This is a genomic window from Aeromonas sobria (genome assembly GCF_000820145.1).
Classification (GTDB): Bacteria; Pseudomonadota; Gammaproteobacteria; order Enterobacterales; family Aeromonadaceae; genus Aeromonas; species Aeromonas sobria.
Genome location: NZ_CDBW01000012.1, coordinates 18,066 through 40,813 on the forward strand (window position 1 = coordinate 18,066; position 22,748 = coordinate 40,813).

Here is a 22,748-nt window from a genome sequence, read left to right on the forward strand (position 1 = left end):
AGGGTCAGTAACCCTTGTCGAAGTCGATCTTGCTATCCAGCGGTTGCCCATCGATAAAGCGGATGTAATTGCGAATAAAAATCTGGGCGACATCCTCTGGAAAACTGTAACCACTGTTGTGGGGGGTGACGATGAGGTTGGGCTGGCCCCACAGTGGGCTGTCGGCGGGCAGGGGCTCTTGCTCAAACACATCCAGCACTGCCATCGCCAGCTTGCCGGTACGCAGGGCGGTGAGCAGATCGCCGGAGTGAACAGCGCTGCCACGACCGACGTTGAACAGGATGGCGCCGGGTTTGAAGTGTTCGAAGCGGGCGGCATTGAACAGATGGCGGGTATCGCGGGTGGCAGGCAGCACGCTGACAATGACATCGGCTTGGGCCAGCATCTTGTTGAGCGCAGGCAGTTGATAAACCTGATCAAAACCGGCTCGCTCCCGGCCGCTACGGCTGATGCCCAGTACCTTCATGCCAAAATGTTTGCCGGTGTGGGCAATATGCTGGCCAATGCTACCGGTACCCAGGATTAACATCGTGCGGCCTTTGAGTCCCTGATAGGGGTGGCTTTGCCACAGGCGTTGCTTTTGCTGCTCCCGATAAACGGGCATTTGGCGCATCAGGCTGAGCAGATGGCCAAAAACATATTCGCTCATCAACGGGCCGAAGATACCGCGCACATTGGTGAGCTGATAGTCGCGGCGACTGTCGGGATCGAGCAGTACATCGACTCCGGCGTAGGTGGACTGCAACCAGCTCAACTTGCTGGCCTTGGGCAGCAGCGGTTTGGCGCGGGCTGGCTCTGCCATCAGAATGTGAGCCTCACCAATCAGTTTTTCGGCATCGAGCTGATTGTTGGCCTGCAGAATACGCAGATGGGGCAGATTGGCTGCCTTGAGCAGACGTTCGTAGTGAGCATTATCCTGGCTGAGCAAAAGAAGGGTACGTTGGCTCATACTCTTGTTCCTTATCAGAATTTGCGGCGCAACAAGATGCCGCTCTCGCCCCATCTTACCTGACTTCATATCGCAACATTGCTGACCAAGGCGCTTTTTCGTTTTCGCCGCGCCCCTCGTGGGCTACAATCTGCCCCACATTTTGCAAAGGATCCGACTCCAGTGTTTGGTGACAAGTTTTATAAGCGACTGGCCGAGCTACAGCCTTGGCAACAGACCGTCTACACCCTGGCGCTGGCAGAGCGCATGTACCCCAACTATGCCCTGTTCTGTCAGGCCTCCGGCTTTGGCAATGCAGGCGCCTTCCGGCACTCGCTGGATCAGCTGTGGGCATACCTCACCGTCAAGGGATCCCGGGTCAATCTGGGGGCCATTCTGGAAGAGTTCGAAACCCATATTCCGGATCCCCGCAAGTTTGAATCCTACGGCGCCTATCCTGCGCTGGATGCTTGTGTCGCACTGGGTTGCGCTTACAGCTCTGTGATCTGCCGGATCGGTGAAGAGGCCTTTGATGCCAGCCATGCTTCGGTCGGCACGGTTGCCGGTTTTATCGAGCTATTGGAAGAGCGAGATCTGACCGAAGAGGAGCTCTACGAACACGAGTACATGGAGGCCGAGCTGGAATTCCAGGTTGAGCTGCTCAAGCGGGTGGCCCACGAACGCGATAGCGATCGTATCCTGGCGATCAAGGTGTTTGCCGCTCAGGATGGCGTCTCCAACATCGGGATCAGTCTGGAAGAGTAATTTTCAGCGCGACCTGATACCAAAAAGCTCCCGAACGGGAGCTTTTTTTATGCCTGAACAAGGTGCTCTGCTTACTACTCTTCGGTGAGCGATCTGACGCTCAGCACGGGGGCGGCATCGATTTCATCGGCATTCATCATGACGGAGATCCGCTGTAGTGAAGAGAGCAGCAGACTTTGTTCCCAGGCTTCGAGAGCATGAAATCGCTGGACGAAACGCTCCTGCAGTGGTGTCGGTGCCTGGGCCAGTAGCACACGACCGGCATCAGTCAGGGTGGCATGCACTTTGCGTTTGTCGGTCTCGCTGCGAATACGCTGCACCAGCTGACGGTTTTCCAGGCGATCCATGATGGTGGTGGCGGTGGCCTGGCTCATATTGGTGTGATCTGCCAGTTGCCGCATGGAGATCTGCCCCAGCTCATTTATTCCTTTGAGCAATAACAGTTGGGGTGAGGTGAGGCCAGCTTCTTTGATCAAGCGCTTGGAGTGCATATCGATAGCTCGAATAATCTGGCGCAGCGCAACCAGCACTTCATCATGTTTTTCCATGGGTTCTGAATCATTGCGGGGATTGAAAGGAGCAAAATTTTGCTCCTGACCGATCAAAAGGTCAATGTCGTTATTACTCTAATGGTTTATGTTCAAAGTGATTTTGTGTTAGGTTAGCCGACTCTTCGCAGTGTTAGACCTGACATTTTAGGAATAAACCATGATGAACGAGCTTGATATGAAGGCCCTGGTTAATGGGTTGAAAATAGTAAGAGTTCGCTATGAACTGCCAGATACCTCGGCTTTTGTACGCTATCAACCCGCTTATGAAGAAGATCCCAACACCCTGAAGGTACACCACTACGATGGTGAACTGCCGCTCTCCTGTAGTGAGACAGGTCATTTCAACCTAAAGGAGTTGGTGAACGAATTACGCTATGCCTATGTGCTGGTTCACCTCTTTCCTGACGAGAGTGCGATGAACTTCTACCTGACCGGTCTTGATACCGGACTGGCCCAACTGGAGTTTATCGGTGGCTCTTATGACTTCAACCGGCTCTGGATCACCAGTGGCATCTCCAATGTCGGCGTGCCGATGGCCATTTTCCTCGGCAAGCGCCATGCAGTGAATGGCCAGCCTTCGGTCACCCTGGTGGATCATCGTGAGCTGGCCACCGGCAAGCTGGTCTATCGCGCCATTGGTGGTGCCGGTGATCATGTGGGTGAAGAGTTTTTCAACAACGACTAAGGAGGCCTGATGATAGCAACCAAGGGGCTACTAAAAGGCCTCAACCCCACTATGGCCATGACGGCCCTCACCGTGATCACTCTGTTTCTGCTGTTTGGCGTATTTGTTCCCGAGACCGCTGCGACCTGGTTCACCGGTGCCAAGGACCAGATTATTGCCGGGTTCAAGTGGTACTACATTTTGCTGGTCGCCCTGTTCCTGTTCTTCGCTATCTACCTGATGTTCAGCCGTTTTGGCAGCATCCGGTTGGGTGACGACGACCAGGTACCGGAGTTCGGTTACTTTGCCTGGTTCTCCATGCTCTTTAGTGCCGGTATGGGGATTGGTCTGGTGTTCTGGAGCATTGCCGAGCCAATGAACCACCTGCAGGGCAATCCCTTTATCACCGAAGGAATGACACCCGAGGCGGCCCAGGTCGCCATGCGCCTCACCTTCTTTCATTGGGGGCTGCACCCTTGGGCCATCTATGTGATCGTTGGCCTGTCGCTGGCCTTCTTCAGTTATCGCCGCAAGTTACCACTGGCGATCCGCTCGGTGCTCTACCCGATCCTCGGCGATCGCATTTACGGCTTCTGGGGCCATGCAGCCGACGTACTGGCGGTGTTTGGTACTGTATTCGGAGTGGCGACCTCTCTTGGCCTTGGCGTGGCACAGATGAATACCGGTCTGAATCAGATGTTTGGCATGGCGGTATCGCAGTCGAACCAGCTTTGGTTGATTGGCGGGATCAGCCTGATCGCCACTCTGTCGGCGGTGTCTGGTGTGGGGCGCGGGGTCAAGCTGCTCTCCGAGCTCAACATCTGGCTGAGCGTGTTCGTCCTGGCGCTCTTTCTGGTGCTGGGGCCCACAATTTATATCCTCAACTCCTATGTGCAGAACATCGGTGATTACCTGCAAAACATCGTCAAATTGAGCTTCTGGACCAACTCAGAAGCCAACGGCACCTCGGCCTGGCAATCGAGCTGGACGGCGTTTTACTGGGGTTGGTGGATCGCTTGGGCACCGTTTGTCGGCATGTTTATTGCCCGCATTTCCAAGGGGCGAACCATTCGTGAGTTCGTGCTCGGCGTGTTGTTGGTGCCTTCATTGCTTGGCATGTTCTGGCTTACCGTATTCGGCGGTACGGCGATGAATCTGGAGCTGTTTGGCGGTGGCGGTGTGGTCGCTGCGGTCAATCAGGATGTCACCTTGGCGCTCTATCAGACGGTCGAGCTGCTGCACTGGGGGACCTTGGGCTGGATTGCCAAAGGGGTGCTGACTTTACTGATTTGTACCTACTTCATTACCTCCAGTGACTCGGGCACCCTGGTCATCACCACCTTGCTCTCCATTGGCGATCAGGATCCACCTGTGTTGCATCGGGCAATCTGGGGTTTGGGGCAGGGGCTGGTCGCGGCCATTTTGCTGCTCTCTGGTGGATTGGCGGCCCTGCAGGCGGCCAGTATTATCGCCGCGTTGCCTTTTTCGGTGATCATGCTGGCGATGTGTTACTCGCTGATGTTGGGGCTCAAGCAGGAGAGCCAGCGCCAGTTTGAGTACCGCCAGAATCTGAAACGCCACGATGGCTCATCCCATATGAGCCTGCTGGATCGTATTGGTCCAGCATAACGGCAGCACCAAGGGGCGCCTCTTCATATGTAAACGTGAGATGTAAACCTGGATGCAAAACGGCCGCCCTGGCGATGCTCTTCTTGCGGAGCTCATCATCAGGGCGGCCGTCTGTTATGGGGCCGATGTTACTCTTCGATAAAGGTCCACTCATCCTTGACCCGACTGATGGCATCGGTGCGTTTTTTGGCCAGCTGCTCCTTGATCTCTTCCCCTTTAAAACCGGCGGCCACTATCTCTTTCACCGGCACCGCTTGAGCGGCGGCCAGCGCCTCGGCCACATAATCGGGTTCGGCGTAGACCCGCTCCTCAAAACCGGTGCGACCATGGAAGTCGGCGCGGCAGGTATCAAGTAACTGCGCAAAACGCTCCGGTCTGCGCCAGGCGTCGGCTTTGTCGAACACCTTGAGCAGGGTGGCGGGTTTTAGCTCAAAGGCGATGTGGAGCTGGGTGTGCAGATCGCTTACCAGCAGCGCCAGATCCCGGCACTCGTTGGGTACCCGGAACCGCTCGCACAAGGCGCGGATCAGTGGCAGCCCCTTCTGGCCGTGACCATGATGGCTTGGCCAGAACTCTTTGGGGGTGATCCCCTTGCCAAGGTCGTGGCAGAGGGCGGCAAAGCGCACCGTCAGCTCGGGGGAGATCCGGCACGCCTGATCCAGCACCATCAGGGTATGGATGCCGGTGTCGATCTCCGGGTGCCACTTGGCTGGCGCGGGGACGCCAAACAGCGCATCAAGCTCGGGGAACAGCGCCTTGAGGGCGCCGCACTGGCGCAGCACCTCGAAGAAGATCTGCGGGGTCGGTCCCAGCAGCACTTTTTCCAGCTCCTTCCAGACCCGCTCCGGAGTAAGGTGGGCCAGCTCGCCAGCGGCCGTCATCTCGCTCATCAGGGCAAGGGTTTGTGGCGCGATGGTAAAGCCCTGAGCGTGGAAGCGGGCAGCGAAGCGGGCGACCCGCAGGATGCGCAACGGGTCTTCGGCAAAGGCGGGGGAGACGTGGCGCAGCAGCCGTTTTTCCAAATCCTCAATACCACCGTAGGGATCATGGAGCTGGCCCTGATCATCTTCGGCGATGGCGTTGATGGTGAGGTCCCGGCGCAGCAGATCCTGTTCCAGGGTCACATTGGGGGCGGCATGGCAGACAAAACCGGTATAGCCTTGCCCCTGTTTGCGTTCGGTGCGGGCGAGAGCATACTCCTGCTGGGTTTTGGGGTGAAGAAACACCGGGAAGTCGCGACCGACCTGGGTAAAGCCCAGCGCCAGCATCTGCTCTACGGTGGCGCCAACCACCAGATGATCCCTGTCGCCCTGCGGCAATCCCAGCAGGCGATCCCGCACTGCGCCCCCAACCAGATAAGTCTGCAAACCGTCTCTCCCGTCAACAATCGTGGGGCCGAGTATATCGTCTTTGTTACAGCTTTGCTGCCTGACCACCACCTGCCCGCAGCGCCAGTCAGCGCGGCTTTGACTTGGGCGGGACGAGGCCTTACGCTGCCGCCCCAGACAGCTGGCGCTGTGCTGTGGGATTGCGTTATGCCCGAGCAGGCCAGATGAGCCGAAGGAACCGCAGAGTTCCCCTTATATCAACGACATGAGAACAACGTGAATCAATCAACCTTCGCAAGCCGGGTGCTGGAGTGGTACCAGCTCCATGGCCGCAAGAGTCTGCCCTGGCAGCAGGAGAAGACCCCTTATCGGGTCTGGGTCTCGGAGATCATGCTGCAGCAGACTCAGGTCGCCACCGTGATCCCCTATTACCAGCGTTTTATGGCGCGCTTCCCCGATGTGGTGGCGCTGGCAGATGCCCCCGTCGATGAGGTGCTGCACCACTGGACCGGCCTTGGCTACTACGCCCGGGCCCGTAATTTGCACAAAGCGGCCCAGCAGATCCGCGATCACCACCATGGCCTCTTTCCCGAGCAGTTTGACGAGGTGATGGCGCTGCCGGGGATTGGCCGCTCCACCGCTGGTGCCGTGCTGTCGCTCTCCCTCGGTCAGCCCCACGCCATTCTCGATGGTAACGTAAAGCGGGTGCTCACCCGCTGGCTGGCGCTGCCGGGTTGGCCCGGTCAGAAACAGGTAGAAAACGAGCTGTGGGAGATCGCCATCCGGTTAACTCCCAAGCTGGGCGTGGCGCACTACAACCAGGCGATGATGGATATCGGCGCCACCATCTGCACTCGCAGCAAGCCCGCCTGCGATCGCTGTCCGGTGCGGGCCGATTGCCAGGGCTTGTCGCAAGGCAACCCCACCGCCTACCCGAACAGCAAGCCCAAGAAGAGTATTCCTGCCCGCGACGGCATCATGCTGCTGATCCGCCATGGCGATGAGCTGTTGCTGGAGAAGCGGCCGCCACAGGGGATCTGGGGCGGGCTCTACTGCTTCCCGCAGGTGGCCTCGCTGGCGGAGGTGGATGGTCTGCTGGCAAGTCTGGGGCTGGCGCACCACGGTTATCGGGAACTGGCCGGTTTTCGCCACACTTTCAGCCATTTCCACCTCGATATTCAGCCTTTGCTGATCGAGATAGATAGCGCACCGGCGCTGCGGCTCATGGAAGGCGATCACCGACTCTGGTATAACTTACGCCATCCTGCCGAGGTAGGGTTGGCGGCCGCCACTGCCCGTCTGCTCGCCTATCCAGAGTTACAACAATAGAGGTCAACATGAGCCGTACTGTATTTTGCCAACGCTTGAAAAAAGAGGGCCCGGGCCTGGATTTTCAACTCTATCCCGGTGAGCTCGGCAAGCGTATTTTTGACAATGTCAGCAAGGAAGCCTGGGCCGAATGGCAGAAGAAGCAGGTAATGCTGATCAACGAGAAGAAGCTCAACATGATGAATCTTGAGCATCGTCAGTTGCTGGAAAAAGAGATGGTCAGCTACCTGTTTGATGCCGGTGAAGTAGAGATCGACGGTTATACCCCTCCCAGCCAGTAAGCCGTGCAGCTGTGATACATGTGAACAGGGGCAGGCATTGCCCCATGTGACTGTTGGCGATGACACTTCTTCCAGTTTGCAATAAATGAATGATGGGCGGCGTGTCCGCCCGTTTTGAGGATCTTATGGGCCGAATTTTTTGGCTGCTGTGTACCTTGTTGTTTCTCTCTGCCTGTTCGTCTTCTCCCAAGCCCAACGGGAGCGAGGGTGACGATCTGGTCAACGGCAAGGACATTCGCGGTTTTGAACACATGATTAGTGCACTCTCCCATAACGTGAACGAAATATGGGGGCGGGAGGCGCTGTTTGCCGGCAAGTTTGACTATGTCAAATACACGGATCAGTACAAAAGCCGGGCGCATATCGACTTTTCCAGTGGTCATATCATGGTGGAGACGGTATCCAGCGTGGATCCGCGGGCTCATTTACGCCGCGCCATCATTGAGACCTTGCTGACACCGGATGACCCGGCGGAAGTGGATCTTTACTCTGACCGTGAAATCGTCCCCGGTGGCGAGCCGTTCCTTTATGGTCAGGTGCTGGACAATCTGGGTCAGCCGATCCGTTTTGACTGGCGTGCCGAGCGTTATGCCGACTACCTGCTGAGTACGGCAATGAAAAAGCGTACCTTGGGGATCCGCACCATCTTCTTCGTGGATATTCCTATGGTGGCAAACCATGAGGATAAGCGGGGCTACAAGTATGCAAGCATCATTCGTGATGCATCCCGTAAATATAAGGTGCCCGAGAGCCTGATCTATGCGGTGATCAAAACAGAGAGCAGCTTCAACCCCTATGCGGTGAGCCACGCTAACGCTTATGGCCTGATGCAGGTCATTCCTGCCACAGCAGGACGAGATGTCTACCAGCGGGTCAAGGGCAAGAGTGGTCAACCAACCCGGGAGAACTTGTTTAATCCGGCCTACAACATTGATGTCGGCACCGCTTATCTGCATTTGCTGCAGACGGTCTATCTGGTGGATATCGAGGATCCCCGTTCCCGTCGCTATGCGGTGATTTCAGCCTACAACGGTGGTGCGGGTGGGGTGCTCAACACCTTCTCGCGGGATCGCAAGGCTGCGCCTGGCAAGATAAACCGGCTCTCGCCAGAAGCGGTCTACCAGGTGCTGACCGAGCAGCACCCGAAAGCAGAAGCACGGCGTTATCTTTACAAGGTTGATCAGGCCGAGAAAGGCTTCAAACGCTCCTATGTTGGACGTGCCGGTTAACCAGAGCCAATGCAAAAGGGCGCTTGATATCAAGCGCCCTTTTTACGTCTGGCCAAATTGCAGGTTGTTGCGCCTTATTTGGCGATAAAGCCGCCCTTGGTCTGCGGGGCCGCGCCCACTTTATCCAGGGTTTTCACTTCCACTTCGGTCTTGTTCCAGCTGTGGTCCACTTCACCACGGATGCGGATCAGATCATCCGGGCCTACTTCGGTACCGCGCCACACATCCTGATCCACTTCGACCTCCACTTCACCACTGGCATCACGGAACAGGTAGTTCTCGCCGCCAAGATGTTTGACCAGTTTTCCTTCCAGCGTGGCCCAGCTGTCATCGGCCAGATCTTTCAGTTGAGCAACAGAGACCTTGTTCTGCTCTTGCGGGCCGGTATAGGCCGCCATGGCGAAAGAAGAGACAGACATCAGGGTCAACAGTCCGATTATGCTTGCGCTTGCCTTGTTCATTTCATACTCCTGTCGTTGGTATGAGGGCATTGTGCAGAGAGGGGCGTGAAACAAGCGTGAAAGAAATCAGGGAATGTGATTGTCTGTTTTGTGAGCGCAAGCGATTTCATCGCCGACGAGACATGTGTGACTTTATCAGGCTCTGTAATCTGTCGCCTTCACCAGAAGTCAGTGGCGGCAGACTCTTCCCGTGCTTGCCGTCATTCGAGGGGAAGTCCGCAGGTCAAACCTGCTTAATCGAAGAGAATAACAATATGAAAAAATGGCTTGTTTGTTTATTGGGGTTGATGGCGCTGACCGTTCAGGCGGCAGATGGGCGTCAGCCTTTTTCCCGGATCGTGATGTTTGGTGACAGCCTCTCCGACACCGGCAAGATGTACAAGAAGATGAGGGGGTATCTCCCCTCCAGCCCGCCCTACTTCAATGGGCGTTTCAGCAACGGGCCGGTCTGGCTGGAGCTGCTGCGTGACCAGCATTTTCCCGGACTGCTATTGGCCAACGAGGCGGAAGGCGGTGCGACCGCGGTGGCCTACAACAAGCTGGGCTGGTTTAACAAATGGGCATGGGATCCCAAGTATCAGGTGATCAATAACCTTGACTACGAGATCGATCAGTTCCTGAAAAAGGACAAGTTCCGCCCTGATGATCTGGTGGTGATCTGGGTCGGAGCCAATGACTATCTGGCCTATGGCTGGAATACCGAGCGGGATGCAGATCGGGTGATCGATACCGTCCGGCTGGCATCGAACCGCTTGGTGCTCAATGGTGTCCGGCAGATCCTGCTGTTTAACATTCCGGATTTGGGGCAGACCCCGTCAGCGCACAGTATGAAGGTCGTTGAGAAGGTGCGCCATGTCGCCAGCTATCACAACCAGCGCCTGCAGAACCTTACTCGTGAGCTGGCCCCGCTCGGTATTGTGAAGTTGTTCGAGGTAGACAAGCAGTTTGACGAAATGGTGAAAGAGCCACAGAAATTTGCCCTGAGTAATACCGAACAAGCATGTTATAGCGGCAGTTATATCTGGAAGCCGTTCTCTGGTAGCGCTGCAGTTGTCGCAACCGATCCCGTCTTGAGTCTGTCCGAGAGAGTGGCCATTGCTGGCAACCCGATCCTGGCTCAGGCAGTGGTGAGCCCGCAGGCAACACGCAGCGCAGCTGCGCTCAATTGTGATGAACATATGTTCTGGGATCAGGTGCATCCGACCAGTACGGTGCATAAGGCATTGGGTCAGCGGGTTGCTGATTTCATCGATCAGCACTATGAGTTTATCCGTCGCTGATAGCGTTCAGGGCCAGCATTCGCTGGCCCTAATCCTGATTTAGCCCCCTGAGTGTCCGTTTTTTAATCGCCGCCAGTTCAAATAACAGGCTTTTTATTACTGCCTTTGCAATAGAGTTGCGTTAGAGTGTTTTTTGTTAATTGACATCATTAGCTTGAAGGCAAGCTAATCTTGATGAGCCACTATGGCGTTTGGTGGCTGTGTCTATAAGACGAAGTGGTATCCATTCATTTCCTCCTACATAAAAAATTGCAGAGGCTCAGATATGAAAAAATCATTGATTACCTTGCTGGTTACCGGTCTGCTGGCGGCCAATGCCCAGGCAGCCGGCCAAGATAACACCTGGTATGGCGGTGCCAAACTGGGCTGGTCCAATTTTTATGGCGTAGATGAAAGCAATGCTCTGACCCTTGGCAATGAGACCAACGATGCCTTGGGCGCAGGCGTGTTTGGTGGCTATCAGATCAACAAGAATCTGGGCCTGGAGCTGGGTTACGACTACCTGGGAAATTACAAATACGATGCGACTACGGCGGCAGGCGCTTTCAGTGATGAAGTGAAAGCACAGCTGGCACAATTGACCCTGAAACTGGGTTTCCCGGTCACCGAGAGCCTGGATCTTTATGGCCGTGTCGGTGGCGGCTATGGCTGGGCTGACACCAAGAGCGATGTTTACAAAGATGACAGCCGTTTCGTCGTGGTGGGCGCACTGGGTGCCGAGTATGCCTTTAATCGCGACTGGGCCGCTCGCTTTGAGTACCAGTATTCAACGCCATACGGCAGCCGTGAAGATACCGGCGTGAGAATGGATAACGGCCTGCTGTCACTGGCTGCAGTTTATCGTTTTGGTCAGGTCGCGCCGGTTGCTGCTGTGCCTGCTCCGGTACCGGCACCCGAGCCGGTGGTGGTTGAGAAGCAGTTCACCCTGAGCTCCGATGTGCTGTTCGACTTCAATAAGGCAACTCTCAAGCCACAAGCCAGTCAGGCGCTGGATACCCTTTACAGTCAGATTGAAGAAGCGCGACCCAAAGATGGCGTGGCAACCGTGATTGGTCACACCGACCGTATCGGTTCCGATGCCTACAACCAGAAACTCTCCGAGCAGCGTGCCCAGACCGTTGCCAACTATCTGGTTGGTAAAGGGATCCCGGCCGCCAAGATCAATGTGGAAGGGCGTGGTAAATCCTCACCGGTTACCGGCGACAGCTGTGTCAGCAAGTCCAAGCGTGAGCTGATTGTCTGCCTGGCACCGGATCGTCGCGTTGAAGTGAAGGTGGAAGGGGTTGCCGAGGCTCAGCAATAATCTGCTGATCCAGCCCCTTACGGGGCGGTAAGGCCGCCTCGTTGATCGTGAAATGCAAAAAGGCCAGTCAGATTATCTGACTGGCCTTTTCATTGCGCTGGGCAAGGCATTCGGGGGGGCTGCTGGATCAGGACGGCAGCGGCATTACCCGATTACGACCGAGCTCCTTGGCCTTGTAGAGCAATTTATCGGTGCGCTCAACCAGGCAGTCTGCGTTCTCTTGGCGATTAAACTCACCAACCCCGAATGACGCTGTGATGTGATCGATGCGGCGGCCCGATTTACGATCGAGGATCGACATCCGCTCGACGGCGCGGCGCATGCTCTCCGCCATCTGTCTGGTCAGGGCAAGAGTGCGGTGGGGGACCAGCATGGCAAACTCCTCCCCGCCGATCCGATAAGCGCTAACACCCTCCTGACAGGCATCTCGCAGTCGCTTGCTAAACGCACGCAGTACCTGATCACCCAGCAGGTGGCCATATTCGTCATTGAAATTTTTGAAGCGGTCGATATCGGCGAGGATCAGCGAGAAAGGCTGCTGGCTGCGGATCAGTCCCTCAATCTCGAGATCGAAAGCACGCCGATTAAGCAGGGAGGTCAGAGCATCCTCATTGGCCAGCTTGCGGGTTTCGTTGAGTGCCTCGCGCAGCTCTTTGATCTCTTTTTCAGCATTACTGATCTGGTTGCGAAAGTGCATGGTGGACATCCGCACATCCCGTGATTCGCGCACCAGATCTCGTAGGATAGCCATGGTGTCTTCCAGGCTCAACCCTTGCTCATCGATCTGGCTGAGTCGGCCAAAACTCTTGTCGAGCATCTCCTGAAACATCCCGGTATCTGAGATGGCATCTTGCATGGAGTGACCGATTTCATTGGCCATGGCAGCCAGATTGAGCTTTATCGCCTCGATTTGTTTCTCATCCTGGTCGGCGAGATGCTGATAATAGAGCCGCTCACAGGTGACCAGAGAGCAGGTACCCTGCTGTTTGACGGCGAGATCAATGGCTTTATTTAGCTCGGGCATGCTGGCCGAGACATAGCTGTACCACAGGTGGTAATTGTCCGGCGTCGTGGGTATCTGGTACTTGATCATCAAGGGAACCGCCTGTTTGAGATAGGCAGCGGATTGGGCAAAAGTATCCTTACTCATGAGTTATTGGTCTCATCATGCCAGCAAACTTGATTCAGTATGACAGAGAGATTGGCCAAAAGGCAGTCGATGGATGCCATTCGCCCCCCCCTTCGATATAATGTCTGGGTTACTACCTACCCTAAGGCCTGCTTATGTCTCAAAAAGATCCTTTCCTCCAACGCGAGGCCGAAAAATACGAAAATCCCATCGCCAGTCGCGAGATGCTGCTGGAACTCATCAAGGGCCATGAAAAGCCCATGTCTCGGGAAGAGTTGGCCAAGGCCCTCAAACTGACCGATGAAGAGCCGCTGGAAGCGTTGCGCCGTCGTCTGCGTGCCATGGAGCGTGATGGACAACTGGTATTCACTCGTAACCAATGCTACGCCTTGCCGGATCGTCTGAATCTGGTCAAAGGCACTGTACTTGGCCACAAAGATGGTTTCGGTTTTCTGCGCCCGGAAGGTGGTGGACCTGATCTCTTTTTGAACAACCGCGAGATGCAGCGCCTGATGCATGGCGACTATGTGCTGGTGCAACCGACCGAGATTGACCGCAAGGGTCGTCAGGAAGCGCGTCTGGTGCGCCTGCTCAAGTCCCGTGAGGCAGACATTGTCGGCCGTTACTTCGTCGAAAATGGCGTTGGTTTCGTGGTGCCGGATGACAGCCGTATCGGTCAGGACATCATCATCCCGGAAGGTGAGAATAAAGGTGCTCGCCAGAGCCAGGTGGTGGTGGTGCGCATCAACCAGCGCGCCACCTCCCGTAGCAATGCAGTCGGTTCTGTATTGGATGTGCTGGGCGAAAATATGGCACCGGGGATGGAGATTGAGATCGCCTTGCGCACTCACAGCATCCCGCATACCTGGCCTGAAGAGGTGACCAAAGAGGTTGCTGGCTTGGGCGAGCAGGTGCCAGAGAAAGCCAAAGAGGGTCGTATCGATCTGCGTGCATTGCCGCTGGTGACCATAGATGGTGAAGATGCCCGCGACTTCGATGATGCGGTCTTCTGTAAAGCCAAACGCAGTGGTGGCTGGCGCCTGTGGGTTGCCATTGCCGATGTCTCTGCGTATGTGAAGCCTGGCACAGCGCTGGATGCCGAAGCCTATCAGCGCGGCAACTCCGTCTATTTCCCTGAGTTCGTGGTGCCCATGTTGCCGGAGGTGCTCTCCAACGGTCTGTGCTCCCTGAACCCGCAAGTTGACCGTCTGTGCATGGTGTGTGAGATGACTATCTCCGCATCTGGCCGCATGTCCGGTTACAAGTTCTATGAAGCCGTGATGAACTCCCACGCGCGGTTGACTTACAGCAAGGTCGCCGCGATTTTGGATGGCGATGCGAAACTGCGTCAGCAATATGATCCGCTGGTGGGTCATATCGAAGAGCTCAACACGCTCTACAAGGCGCTCAAGCACGCCCGTCATCAGCGCGGTGCGGTGGAGTTCGAGAGCGAAGAGACTCGCTTTATCTTCAACGCCCAGCGCAAGATCGACCAGATCGTGCCACTGGTGCGTAACGATGCTCACAAGATCATCGAAGAGTGCATGATCCAGGCGAACGTGGCCGCTGCCCGTTACATCGAAAAGAACGAAGCCTCAGCCCTGTTCCGGGTGCACGATCGTCCGGGCGAAGAGCGTCTGACCGGTTTCCGTGATTTTCTGGCCGAACTGGGTCTGGAGCTCAAAGGTGGCCTCGAGCCCGAGCCGAAGGACTTTGCTGAGCTGGCCGCCAAGTTTGAAGGGCGCCCGGATGCAGAGCTGCTATCTACCATGCTGCTGCGCTCCATGCGTCAGGCCATCTATCAGGCCGACAACATCGGCCACTTCGGGCTGGCATTGAAGTCCTACGCGCACTTTACCTCGCCGATCCGTCGCTACCCCGACCTGATCCTGCACCGCGCCATCAAGTATCAGACGGCCAAGGAGCAACAGGGCAACCTGCGCAACAAGTGGACCCCGAGCGGTGGTTATCACTACCAGCTGGAAGAAGTGGACCCGATGGGCGAGCACTGCTCCATGACCGAGCGGCGTGCCGACGATGCAACTCGCGATGTTGCTGACTGGCTCAAGTGCGAGTACATGCTGGATCATGTGGGTGACGAGTTCGATGGCGTGATTGCCAGTGTCACCGGTTTTGGCTTCTTTGTTCGCTTGGCCGACATCCACATCGATGGTCTGGTTCATGTCAGCACCCTCACCAACGACTACTACCAGTTTGATCCCCTGCACATGCAGCTGATCGGCGAGAACTTCCGCCGTCGCTACCGTTTGGGTGACAAGGTGCGCGTCAAGGTGATGGGCGTCAACCTGGACGATCGCAAGATTGACTTCGTGATGGTGGAAGCGCCACTCACCGGCAAGGATGGCAAAGAGGTGGTGCGCAAGCCTGCCAAGGGTGGCCAGCGTCACGATAAACGCAAAGAGGGTAAGGATAGCGGCAAATCCGACAAGGGTAGCCGCGCCAAACCGAGCAACAGACGACCGAGCAAAAATGCTCGCGATAAGGCCAAGAGCACGAAATGAGTACTGAACTGATCTACGGCATTCACGCTGTATCTGCGCTGCTTGAGCGCACCCCGGAGCGTTTCATCGAGGTGTGGGCCCTCAAGGGACGCGATGACGACCGGCTGCAACCGCTGTTGACCGAGCTGGAATCCCTTGGTCTCAAGGTGCAGGGTGTGAACCGCAAGACCCTTGATGACAAAGCGGAAGGTAACAATCACCAGGGCATTATGGCCAAGGTAATTGAGGCCCCCAAGCTGGCCGAGCACGATCTGGCCTGCTTGCTGGACAGCCTGGTAGAACAAAAAGCCCAGCCTTTCCTGCTGGTGCTGGATGGGGTGACCGACCCGCATAACCTCGGTGCCTGCCTGCGCAGCGCCGATGCTGCCGGAGTCCATGCGGTGATCGTGCCGCGTGACAAGGCCAGCGGCCTGACGTCGGTGGTGCGCAAAGTCGCTTGCGGCGCCGCCGAAGTGGTGCCGCTTATCCAGGTGACCAACCTGGCCCGCAGCCTGCGTGAGTTGCAGGATCGCGGTGTCTGGCTGGTTGGTACTGCGGGTGAGGCCGATCATGACCTCTATCAGGCCAAGTTGACTGGCCCAATGGCATTGGTGATGGGTGCTGAAGGCAAAGGGATGCGCCGCCTGACTCGCGAACATTGCGATGAACTGGTTAGTATTCCGATGGCGGGGGCGGTATCCAGCCTCAACGTATCGGTGGCCACTGGCGTTTGCCTGTTCGAAGCCGTGCGTCAGCGTCGCAGCTAGTGTCATGATGACCGACAGACCCCCCTTTAGTTGGGAGCAGGTCACTGAAGAGCAGGAGGCCACGCGCCTCCTCTCTTTTGCCCGCTCGCTGACCCTTGCCCCCAGATCCTGCCTCTGGCACGCCGGTGACAGCCCGGATCTGCTGGTCAGGGTGGAGCAGGGGTTGCTGCGGGCCAAGGTGGTGCTGGCGGATGGGCGCGAGTACATCAAGGAGTTCTACTGGGAGGGGGACGAGTTTCTCGACTTCCATCATCTGCTTAGTGGTGAGCCTGCCCGCTATAGCGTGGAGGCGCTGGAGCCCTGCCGCCTGCAGATCTTCCAGCTGACGGATCTACGCCAGCTTCCCTGTTGGCCAGGCTGGTATCAGCATTTGCTTGCCGTGCAACTGCGTATCAAAGAGGAGAAAGAGCTGCTGCTGTTGACCGGGAGTCCGCAGGCTCGCTACCAACACTTCTTGCAATGTTTCCCCGGGCTGGCTGCCAGAGTGCCGGATCACCAGATCGCCGCTTATCTTGGCATCACCCCCATCAGCCTGAGCCGCATTCGCAAGCGGTTGAAAGCGCTCAACAAGGAGTAGTGTCGCCTATTCGCAATTAGGGGTTGTGTCGCCACCCGATTTCAAACCCCTCACACTGTTGGTCTCGGCATCACGCCAGCCGGTCAGCCTGAGCCGCATTCGCCAACGGCTGAAAGAACTTAACCAAGGTTAATGCCAGCGCGGATACGCCCGATTATGCTGGCAGGCCGAATTGATAAGGAGTTGCCAATGAACTGGATCCTGAAACCCTGGTCCGAGCTGACCACTGATGAGTTGTACGAGTTGCTGGCACTGCGGGCCGAGGTGTTCGTGGTGGAGCAGACCTGCCCCTTCCAGGATCTGGACGGGTTGGATCGCCGCGAGGGGGTCTGGCACCTGCTTGGTTATCAGGGTGAACAGCTGGCCGCTTACGCCCGGATCATGGCGCCCGGCATCGGCGATGAGAGTGGTGTCGCCATCGGTCGGGTAGTCACCTCGCCCAGAGCGAGAGGGGGCGGTCTCGGCCATCAGTTAATTGGTGAAGCGGTGAACGCGTGCGAGGCGCGCTGGCCGGCCCACAGTATCTGGCTCGGCGCCCAAGCCCATCTGCAGGGCTTCTACGGTCAGCACGGCTTTGTGGCTGAAGGGGAAGGTTATATCGAAGACGATATTCCCCATATTGGTATGCGCAAAGTCGCCAGTAGCCAGTAAAAGTCACGCTGTGAGCGTGACTCGCTACCCTGCCAATACGCTATATTCCCTCATCCTTTGCAGATGGTGGCGATAGCGCGGGTGAGATAGCAGATGAAAAACGGCCATCCCGAGGGATGGCCGTTTTGCTATGGCAGGGAAGGCACGCTGTAATGATTACTTCTTTTTCTTCTTTGCGGTCTTCTTCTTGCCATCTTTTGGCTTTTTCTTCTTCACCGGCACCCGCGCTTCTTTGTGCTTGGGACGCAGGGAGTCGATCACCCGGCGCTTGAGGCGCTCTTCGGTGTAGCGTTCGATCTTGGCGACGATGGCCATATCGTGGGCTTCGACCAGACTGATGGCGCAGCCACGGTTGCCAGCGCGGCCGGTGCGGCCGATCCGGTGGACGTAAACGTCGGTGCCATAGGGCATGTCATAGTTGATGACATGGCTGACGTTGGGCAGGTCGATGCCGCGGGCGGCGACATCGGTGGCGACCAGGAAGGGGACTTCACCGGCGTGGAACTTGCGGATCGACTCGACGCGCTTGCTTTGCTCCATCTCGCCACGGATCCAGGCACAGGAGATGCCTGCGGCCTGCAATTGACCAGAGAGCTCAGCCAGACGCTCACGGGTTCTGACGAAGACAATCGCCTTCTGGGTCTCAGGATCTTTGAGGATATGGATCAGCAGGGCCAGCTTGTGGGCGGCGTCATCGGCCAGATGCACCCACTGGGTGATCGGACGGCGTTCGCTGCGTGGCGGCTCGGCGTGCAGCTCGACCGGGTTGTTGAGGATCTCGTTGGCGAATCGCTCCAGACCCGCCCCTTCCAGGGTGGCGGAGAACAGCATGGTGTGCTTGCGGTAGCGCGCTTCGGCGACGATGCGGTTCACATCCTTGATAAAGCCCATGTCCAGCATACGGTCCGCTTCATCCAGCACCAGCACCTCGATGTCGTGGCTCTCAAACTCCTCTTTCTCGATGTACTCGAGCAGACGACCCGGGGTGGCCACTACGATATCCGTGGTCTTGGTCAGGGCCGGCAGCTGCTCATCGTGGCTGACGCCGCCGATGATGGTCTCGATACTGAGGTTGGTGTGGGCCGCCAGCGCCTTGGCGTGGGCGGTCACCTGCAGTGCCAGCTCGCGGGTCGGGGTCAGGATCAGCATCCGGCACGGGCCCGGCTTGCGGCGCGGGAAGTCCAGCAGATGCTGGAGCGCCGGCAGCAGGAAGGAGGCCGTCTTGCCGGTACCGGTTGGAGCGGATGCCAGAATATCGCGGCCGTCCAAGGCTGGCTCCAGCACCATCTGCTGGATGGTGGTGGGGCGGGTGAATCCCATCTCGGCCAAGGCCCGGTTGAGGGCGGGATTCAGGTCGAAATCATCAAAGGACTGGCTCATGGCAATACTCGGTCATTAAGGAAACGGCAGATTATAGGCGATTATCTCGTCGGCTCCTATGGCGAGTGTGCCTTAGCCGCTATAATCGCCCACCATTTTCACTGATGACGGGGGCCAGATGGGGCGTAGCCGCGGATTTACCTTCAAACAGTTCCATATCAACCACGATCGCTGCGCCATGAAGGTGGGCACCGATGGCATTTTGCTCGGTGCCTGGGCGCCGGTCGAACAGGCGCGCCGGGTGCTCGATATTGGCACTGGCAGTGGTCTGATCGCTCTGATGCTGGCTCAGCGCAGCATATTTGACTGCTTCATCGATGCAGTGGAGCTGGATAAGGATGCAGCGGCCCAGGCAAGAGAGAACGTGGCGGCATCGCCCTGGGCCGAGCGAGTAGCGATTATCGAGCGCGCAATTCAGGATTATCAGGGCGTACCCTACGATCTCATCGTCTCCAACCCCCCCTATTTTGTGGCAGGCCAGTCATTTAGCGATCCGGCGCGGGCGCTGGCTCGCCATACCGGCGCCCTCGACAGCCACGCATTACTGGCGGCCTGCAATCGTTTGCTGAGCCCGAACGGGCAGGTGGCGCTGGTGCTGCCGACGGCGATGGCCGATGAAATTTTATGCATCTCGGCGCATTATGATCTGCATGGGATTTGTTATACAGCTGTTATCACCAGAGAGGGTAAAGAGGCAAATCGCGTTTTATTGCTACTTGGCAGAGGATTAAACAGGTGTGAGAGGGGGAGCATTGTGATCCATTCTGCTGATGGAGGCTATTCCGACAGATATATCCATCTGACCAGCCCCTACTATTTGAAGATGTAAATTTCGTCTTGAACTATTTTTTCACGCCATTATGCTGGTTCCAGATCGAGCGCCCGCTCCAGACCAGCTAAAACCACTGGTTGTGATGAAAAAATACGCGAGGCTCTTTTTTTATCCCCCCTGAACACACCCGGTCAGTGACCGATAAAAACTATAACAAGCAATAATTTACAAGACAGACGAGGTTCAACTTGACGAAATCACTCACATTGTCCGATGTACTCGGATTAGGGTTTATGACCTTCGCCTTCTACTTGGGCGCTGGCAATATCATTTTCCCACCGTTGGCCGGTTACATGGCCGGTGAGCACCTCTCTCTGGCGATGTTTGGCTTCCTGGTCACCGCCGTGGGCCTGCCCCTGGTGACCATTCTGGCCGTGGCCAAAGCTGGCAATGGCTGGGCTGGCATGACCAAACTGCTGCCTACCGGTATCGCCACCGCGCTGGCCGTTGCCATCTATATCATCATTGGCCCGGCCTTTGCTGCGCCCCGTACCGGTCTGGTTGCCTACGAGATGGGCCTCAAGCCTTTTATCGGTGACATGGGCCAGGCGGGTCTGGCTGCCTACACAGTGGTCTTCTTCGGCATCGCCATGCTGGTCTCCATGAACCAGGGTAAGCTGATGGACGCCATCGGCAAATACCTGACGCCGGTTCTGATGCTGCTGCTGCTGACCCTGGCTGTCGGGGTGTTCGTGGCGCCGCAGGGCACCATGCCTGATGCGTCCGGTGACTATCAGAACAGCCCCTTCGTGAAAGGGATCCTGGAAGGCTACAACACCATGGATACTCTGGCGTCCCTGATGTTTGGCGCCCTGATTGTCGACCTGCTGCGCAAGAAAGGCATCAACGACTACAAGAGCCAGTTTAAGTATCTGGCCATTGCCGGCCTCATCTCTGCCATTGGTCTGTGCGTGGTGTACGTTTCCCTGTTCCGTCTGGGTAACACCGCTGCTGGCGTGGCAACCGATGTCAGCAACGGTGGCGCTATCGTCAATGCCTACGTGCTGAGCCTGTTTGGTCAGCCTGGTCAACTGATCCTGGCCGCCATCATCACCCTGGCGTGCTTCACTACCGCAGTGGGTCTGATCTCCGCCTGTTCCGACTTCTTCCATAATCTCACTGGCATGAGTTACAAGAAGCTGGTGGTGGTGCTGGGGGTGATCTGCGCCGTGGTTGCCAACGTCGGCCTGAGCCAGTTGATCAGCCTCTCCATCCCGGTGCTGGTTGCTATCTATCCGGTTGCCGTGGCATTGGTGCTGGTCACTTTCCTGAAAGGCTACTTCGGTCGTCCTCGTCTGGTGTTCCGTGCCGTGCTGGTGGTTGCCTTCCTGTTTGGCTGTCTGGATGGTCTGGGTGCTGCCGGCATGAAGATGGATGCGTTTGCCTTCCTGCCGCTGTTCGACAAGGGCCTCGCCTGGCTGATGCCGACCCTGCTGGCCTGCGTGGTTGGCATGGTGGTTCGCCCGAGCGAGAAATTGGCCGCCGAAGCTGCCTGATCACCTGATGTGATGTTGCCAAGAGCCTGCCCCGTGCAGGCTCTTTTGTTTTCAGCCAGTCTCGCTGCTGCCTGCGGTTGGCACCGCCGTGACGGTCACTGTGTGCAGATCGTACCTGACCAGCCGCTGCTACCCGCTTGCGTCCTTTCCACTCCTCTGCTGCCCGTTCTCACCTCTCATCCTGCACGCCCGGGGCGCTATCCGCTGCGGGATAGCCGAGCCGTTCGGTGATTAATTCTGCTTGGGTAAGTTGTTTCAAGATATTACTTGGTGATTGAGATCGAACTCCTCTTCTTTATGCTAAAGATGGATCGCTTCATCCGGTCTGCGGGCCGAATGGGCGCCAGAGGTATTGTTACCGGTTATCTGCCAGGCAGTGGGTGCAATCAATAACAAGCGGATAAGGCAGATGAGGTTGGGTTTGACGAAATCATTGAAGTTGTCCGACGTATTCGGATTGGGGTTTATGACGTTTGCTTTCTATCTGGGGGCAGGCAATATCATTTTTCCGCCGCTGGCCGGTTTCATGGCCGGTGAGCATCTGCTGGCCGCCATGTGCGGCTTTTTGCTGACGGCGGTGGGCTTGCCGCTGATCACCCTGATTGCGGTGGCCAAGGGGAGTTCGGGGGGCGGCGCGGGCGGCTGGACCGGGATGACCCGCTATCTGCCCGCCGGGGCGGCGACGGCGCTGGCCATCACCATCTACATCATCATGGGGCCCGCCTTCGCCATTCCCCGTACCGGTCTGGTCGCCTACGAGATGGGGCTCAAACCCTGGCTTGGGGATGCCGGCCATGAGGGGTTGCTGATCTACACCCTGAGTTTCTTTGCGCTGGTGATCCTGGTGTCACTCGATCGCGGCAAGCTGCTCGATGCTATCGGCAAGTACCTGACTCCAGCCCTGATGGTGATGCTGATCATTCTGGCGGTCGGGGTCTTTATAGCGCCGCAGGGCACCATGCCCGATGCCAGCGGTGAGTATGTCAGTGCGCCGCTTACCAAGGGGATGCTGGAGGGGTACAACACCATGGATACCCTTGCCTCCCTGATGTTTGGCGCCCTGATCATCGGTTTGCTACGCCAGAAGGGGATAGAGGATTATCGCAGTCAGTTCAAATACCTCACCATTGCGGGTTTGATCTCGGCGGTCGGGTTGTCGGCGGTGTACGTCTCGCTCTTTCAGCTGGGCAACAGCGCCGGTGGGCTTGCTCTGTGCTGGCGCAGACTACTTCCACGGCCTGACTAGCTGGGCCTATCGCAACTGGGTCATGTTGCTGGGGGCACTCTGTGCGCTGGTCGCCAATGTGGGGCTGAGTCAGCTTATCAGCCTCTCCATTCCGGTGCTGGTGGCCATCTATCCGGTTGCCGTGGCATTGGTGCTGGTCACTTTCCTCAAGGGGTGGTTTGCCCATCCACGGCGGGTGTTTCGTGGCGTGCTGGCGGTTGCCTTCCTGTTTGGCTGCCTCGATGGGCTGGGTGCTGCCGGCATGAAGATGGATGCGTTTTCCTTCCTGCCGCTGTTTGACCAGGGCCTCGCCTGGCTGATGCCGACCCTGCTGGCTTGCGTGGTAGGCATGGTGGTCCGCCCGAGCGAGAAATTGGCCGCCGAAGTTGCCTGATGCTGGGTCCATTGAATAGCAAAGAGGCCAGCATATGCTGGCCTCTTC

The 22,748-nt window shown here is 57.1% G+C and carries 20 protein-coding genes and 1 pseudogene; 15 read left to right on the plus strand and 6 right to left on the minus strand.

Translation table 11 applies throughout. The features are described 5' to 3' along the window. Window positions 1-4: 4 nt before the first annotated feature. Window positions 5-949 (minus strand): D-2-hydroxyacid dehydrogenase, encoded by a 945-nt coding sequence (locus BN1135_RS05350; protein ID WP_042019421.1) that lies wholly within the window; start codon window positions 947-949, stop codon window positions 5-7. A 162-nt stretch (window positions 950-1,111) separates the two neighbouring features. On the opposite strand from BN1135_RS05350, the gene BN1135_RS05355 reads away from it, so the two are divergent. After that, on the plus strand, window positions 1,112-1,693 hold the full coding sequence (locus BN1135_RS05355; protein ID WP_042019424.1) for a YjaG family protein: 582 nt from the start codon (window positions 1,112-1,114) through the stop codon (window positions 1,691-1,693). Window positions 1,694-1,767: 74 nt separating this feature from the next. On the opposite strand, the gene BN1135_RS05360 is transcribed toward BN1135_RS05355, so the two are convergent. Beyond that, complete coding sequence (locus BN1135_RS05360; RefSeq protein ID WP_042019425.1) at window positions 1,768-2,241, minus strand: MarR family winged helix-turn-helix transcriptional regulator; 474 nt, start codon at window positions 2,239-2,241, stop codon at window positions 1,768-1,770. Window positions 2,242-2,401: 160 nt separating this feature from the next. Here BN1135_RS05360 and BN1135_RS05365 point away from each other — a divergent pair, with 160 nt between their 5' ends. Next, the gene (locus BN1135_RS05365; protein WP_042019426.1) at window positions 2,402-2,929 is read left to right on the plus strand and encodes a hypothetical protein; all 528 of its coding nucleotides are present in this window, start codon (window positions 2,402-2,404) and stop codon (window positions 2,927-2,929) included. 9 nt (window positions 2,930-2,938) lie between these two features. Continuing rightward, the gene (locus BN1135_RS05370) at window positions 2,939-4,537 is read left to right on the plus strand and encodes a BCCT family transporter (RefSeq protein ID WP_042019428.1); all 1,599 of its coding nucleotides are present in this window, start codon (window positions 2,939-2,941) and stop codon (window positions 4,535-4,537) included. A gap of 128 nt (window positions 4,538-4,665) precedes the next feature. Here BN1135_RS05370 and BN1135_RS05375 read toward each other — a convergent pair whose 3' ends face one another. Further along, window positions 4,666-5,904 (minus strand): multifunctional CCA addition/repair protein, encoded by a 1,239-nt coding sequence (locus BN1135_RS05375; protein WP_042019430.1) that lies wholly within the window; start codon window positions 5,902-5,904, stop codon window positions 4,666-4,668. A gap of 237 nt (window positions 5,905-6,141) precedes the next feature. Here BN1135_RS05375 and mutY point away from each other — a divergent pair, with 237 nt between their 5' ends. From mutY to mltC, 3 genes are all read left to right on the plus strand, one after another. Then, a complete protein-coding gene (gene mutY, locus BN1135_RS05380; RefSeq protein ID WP_042019432.1) occupies window positions 6,142-7,194 on the plus strand; it encodes an A/G-specific adenine glycosylase in 1,053 nt (350 codons plus the stop codon). An 8-nt stretch (window positions 7,195-7,202) separates the two neighbouring features. Beyond that, entirely contained in the window at window positions 7,203-7,475 is a 273-nt protein-coding gene (locus tag BN1135_RS05385) for an oxidative damage protection protein (protein WP_042019433.1), read from the plus strand. A gap of 125 nt (window positions 7,476-7,600) precedes the next feature. Next, window positions 7,601-8,704, plus strand: a complete 1,104-nt coding sequence (gene mltC, locus BN1135_RS05390; RefSeq protein ID WP_042019511.1) for a membrane-bound lytic murein transglycosylase MltC — start codon at window positions 7,601-7,603, stop codon at window positions 8,702-8,704. A 74-nt stretch (window positions 8,705-8,778) separates the two neighbouring features. Here mltC and BN1135_RS05395 read toward each other — a convergent pair whose 3' ends face one another. Continuing rightward, the gene (locus BN1135_RS05395; protein ID WP_042019434.1) at window positions 8,779-9,165 is read right to left on the minus strand and encodes a YgiW/YdeI family stress tolerance OB fold protein; all 387 of its coding nucleotides are present in this window, start codon (window positions 9,163-9,165) and stop codon (window positions 8,779-8,781) included. A gap of 254 nt (window positions 9,166-9,419) precedes the next feature. Here BN1135_RS05395 and BN1135_RS05400 point away from each other — a divergent pair, with 254 nt between their 5' ends. Further along, window positions 9,420-10,445 (plus strand): SGNH/GDSL hydrolase family protein, encoded by a 1,026-nt coding sequence (locus BN1135_RS05400; RefSeq protein ID WP_042019435.1) that lies wholly within the window; start codon window positions 9,420-9,422, stop codon window positions 10,443-10,445. Between the two features lie 265 nt (window positions 10,446-10,710). After that, window positions 10,711-11,748, plus strand: coding sequence for a porin OmpA (gene ompA / locus BN1135_RS05405; protein ID WP_042019437.1), 1,038 nt, complete (start codon window positions 10,711-10,713; stop codon window positions 11,746-11,748). 127 nt (window positions 11,749-11,875) lie between these two features. On the opposite strand, the gene BN1135_RS05410 is transcribed toward ompA, so the two are convergent. Then, complete coding sequence (locus tag BN1135_RS05410; protein WP_042019438.1) at window positions 11,876-12,898, minus strand: GGDEF domain-containing protein; 1,023 nt, start codon at window positions 12,896-12,898, stop codon at window positions 11,876-11,878. A 134-nt stretch (window positions 12,899-13,032) separates the two neighbouring features. Between BN1135_RS05410 and rnr the strand changes: the two genes are divergently transcribed. From rnr to BN1135_RS05430, 4 genes are all read left to right on the plus strand, one after another. Further along, window positions 13,033-15,399, plus strand: coding sequence for a ribonuclease R (gene rnr, locus BN1135_RS05415; protein ID WP_042019439.1), 2,367 nt, complete (start codon window positions 13,033-13,035; stop codon window positions 15,397-15,399). Continuing rightward, a complete protein-coding gene (gene rlmB, locus BN1135_RS05420; RefSeq protein ID WP_042019440.1) occupies window positions 15,396-16,145 on the plus strand; it encodes a 23S rRNA (guanosine(2251)-2'-O)-methyltransferase RlmB in 750 nt (249 codons plus the stop codon). Before rnr ends, rlmB begins: the two co-directional genes overlap by 4 nt. 4 nt (window positions 16,146-16,149) lie before the next feature. After that, a complete protein-coding gene (locus BN1135_RS05425) occupies window positions 16,150-16,722 on the plus strand; it encodes a Crp/Fnr family transcriptional regulator (RefSeq protein WP_042019441.1) in 573 nt (190 codons plus the stop codon). 189 nt (window positions 16,723-16,911) lie between these two features. Further along, a complete protein-coding gene (locus tag BN1135_RS05430; RefSeq protein ID WP_042019442.1) occupies window positions 16,912-17,373 on the plus strand; it encodes a GNAT family N-acetyltransferase in 462 nt (153 codons plus the stop codon). Window positions 17,374-17,529: 156 nt separating this feature from the next. Here BN1135_RS05430 and srmB read toward each other — a convergent pair whose 3' ends face one another. Next, complete coding sequence (gene srmB / locus BN1135_RS05435) at window positions 17,530-18,753, minus strand: ATP-dependent RNA helicase SrmB (RefSeq protein ID WP_042019443.1); 1,224 nt, start codon at window positions 18,751-18,753, stop codon at window positions 17,530-17,532. Between the two features lie 118 nt (window positions 18,754-18,871). On the opposite strand from srmB, the gene BN1135_RS05440 reads away from it, so the two are divergent. From BN1135_RS05440 to BN1135_RS05450, 3 genes and pseudogenes are all read left to right on the plus strand, one after another. Continuing rightward, complete coding sequence (locus BN1135_RS05440; protein WP_042019444.1) at window positions 18,872-19,582, plus strand: tRNA1(Val) (adenine(37)-N6)-methyltransferase; 711 nt, start codon at window positions 18,872-18,874, stop codon at window positions 19,580-19,582. A 191-nt stretch (window positions 19,583-19,773) separates the two neighbouring features. Next, on the plus strand, window positions 19,774-21,081 hold the full coding sequence (gene brnQ / locus BN1135_RS05445; RefSeq protein ID WP_082186739.1) for a branched-chain amino acid transport system II carrier protein: 1,308 nt from the start codon (window positions 19,774-19,776) through the stop codon (window positions 21,079-21,081). A 466-nt stretch (window positions 21,082-21,547) separates the two neighbouring features. After that, window positions 21,548-22,700: pseudogene (locus tag BN1135_RS05450) on the plus strand (branched-chain amino acid transport system II carrier protein). Window positions 22,701-22,748: the final 48 nt, after the last annotated feature.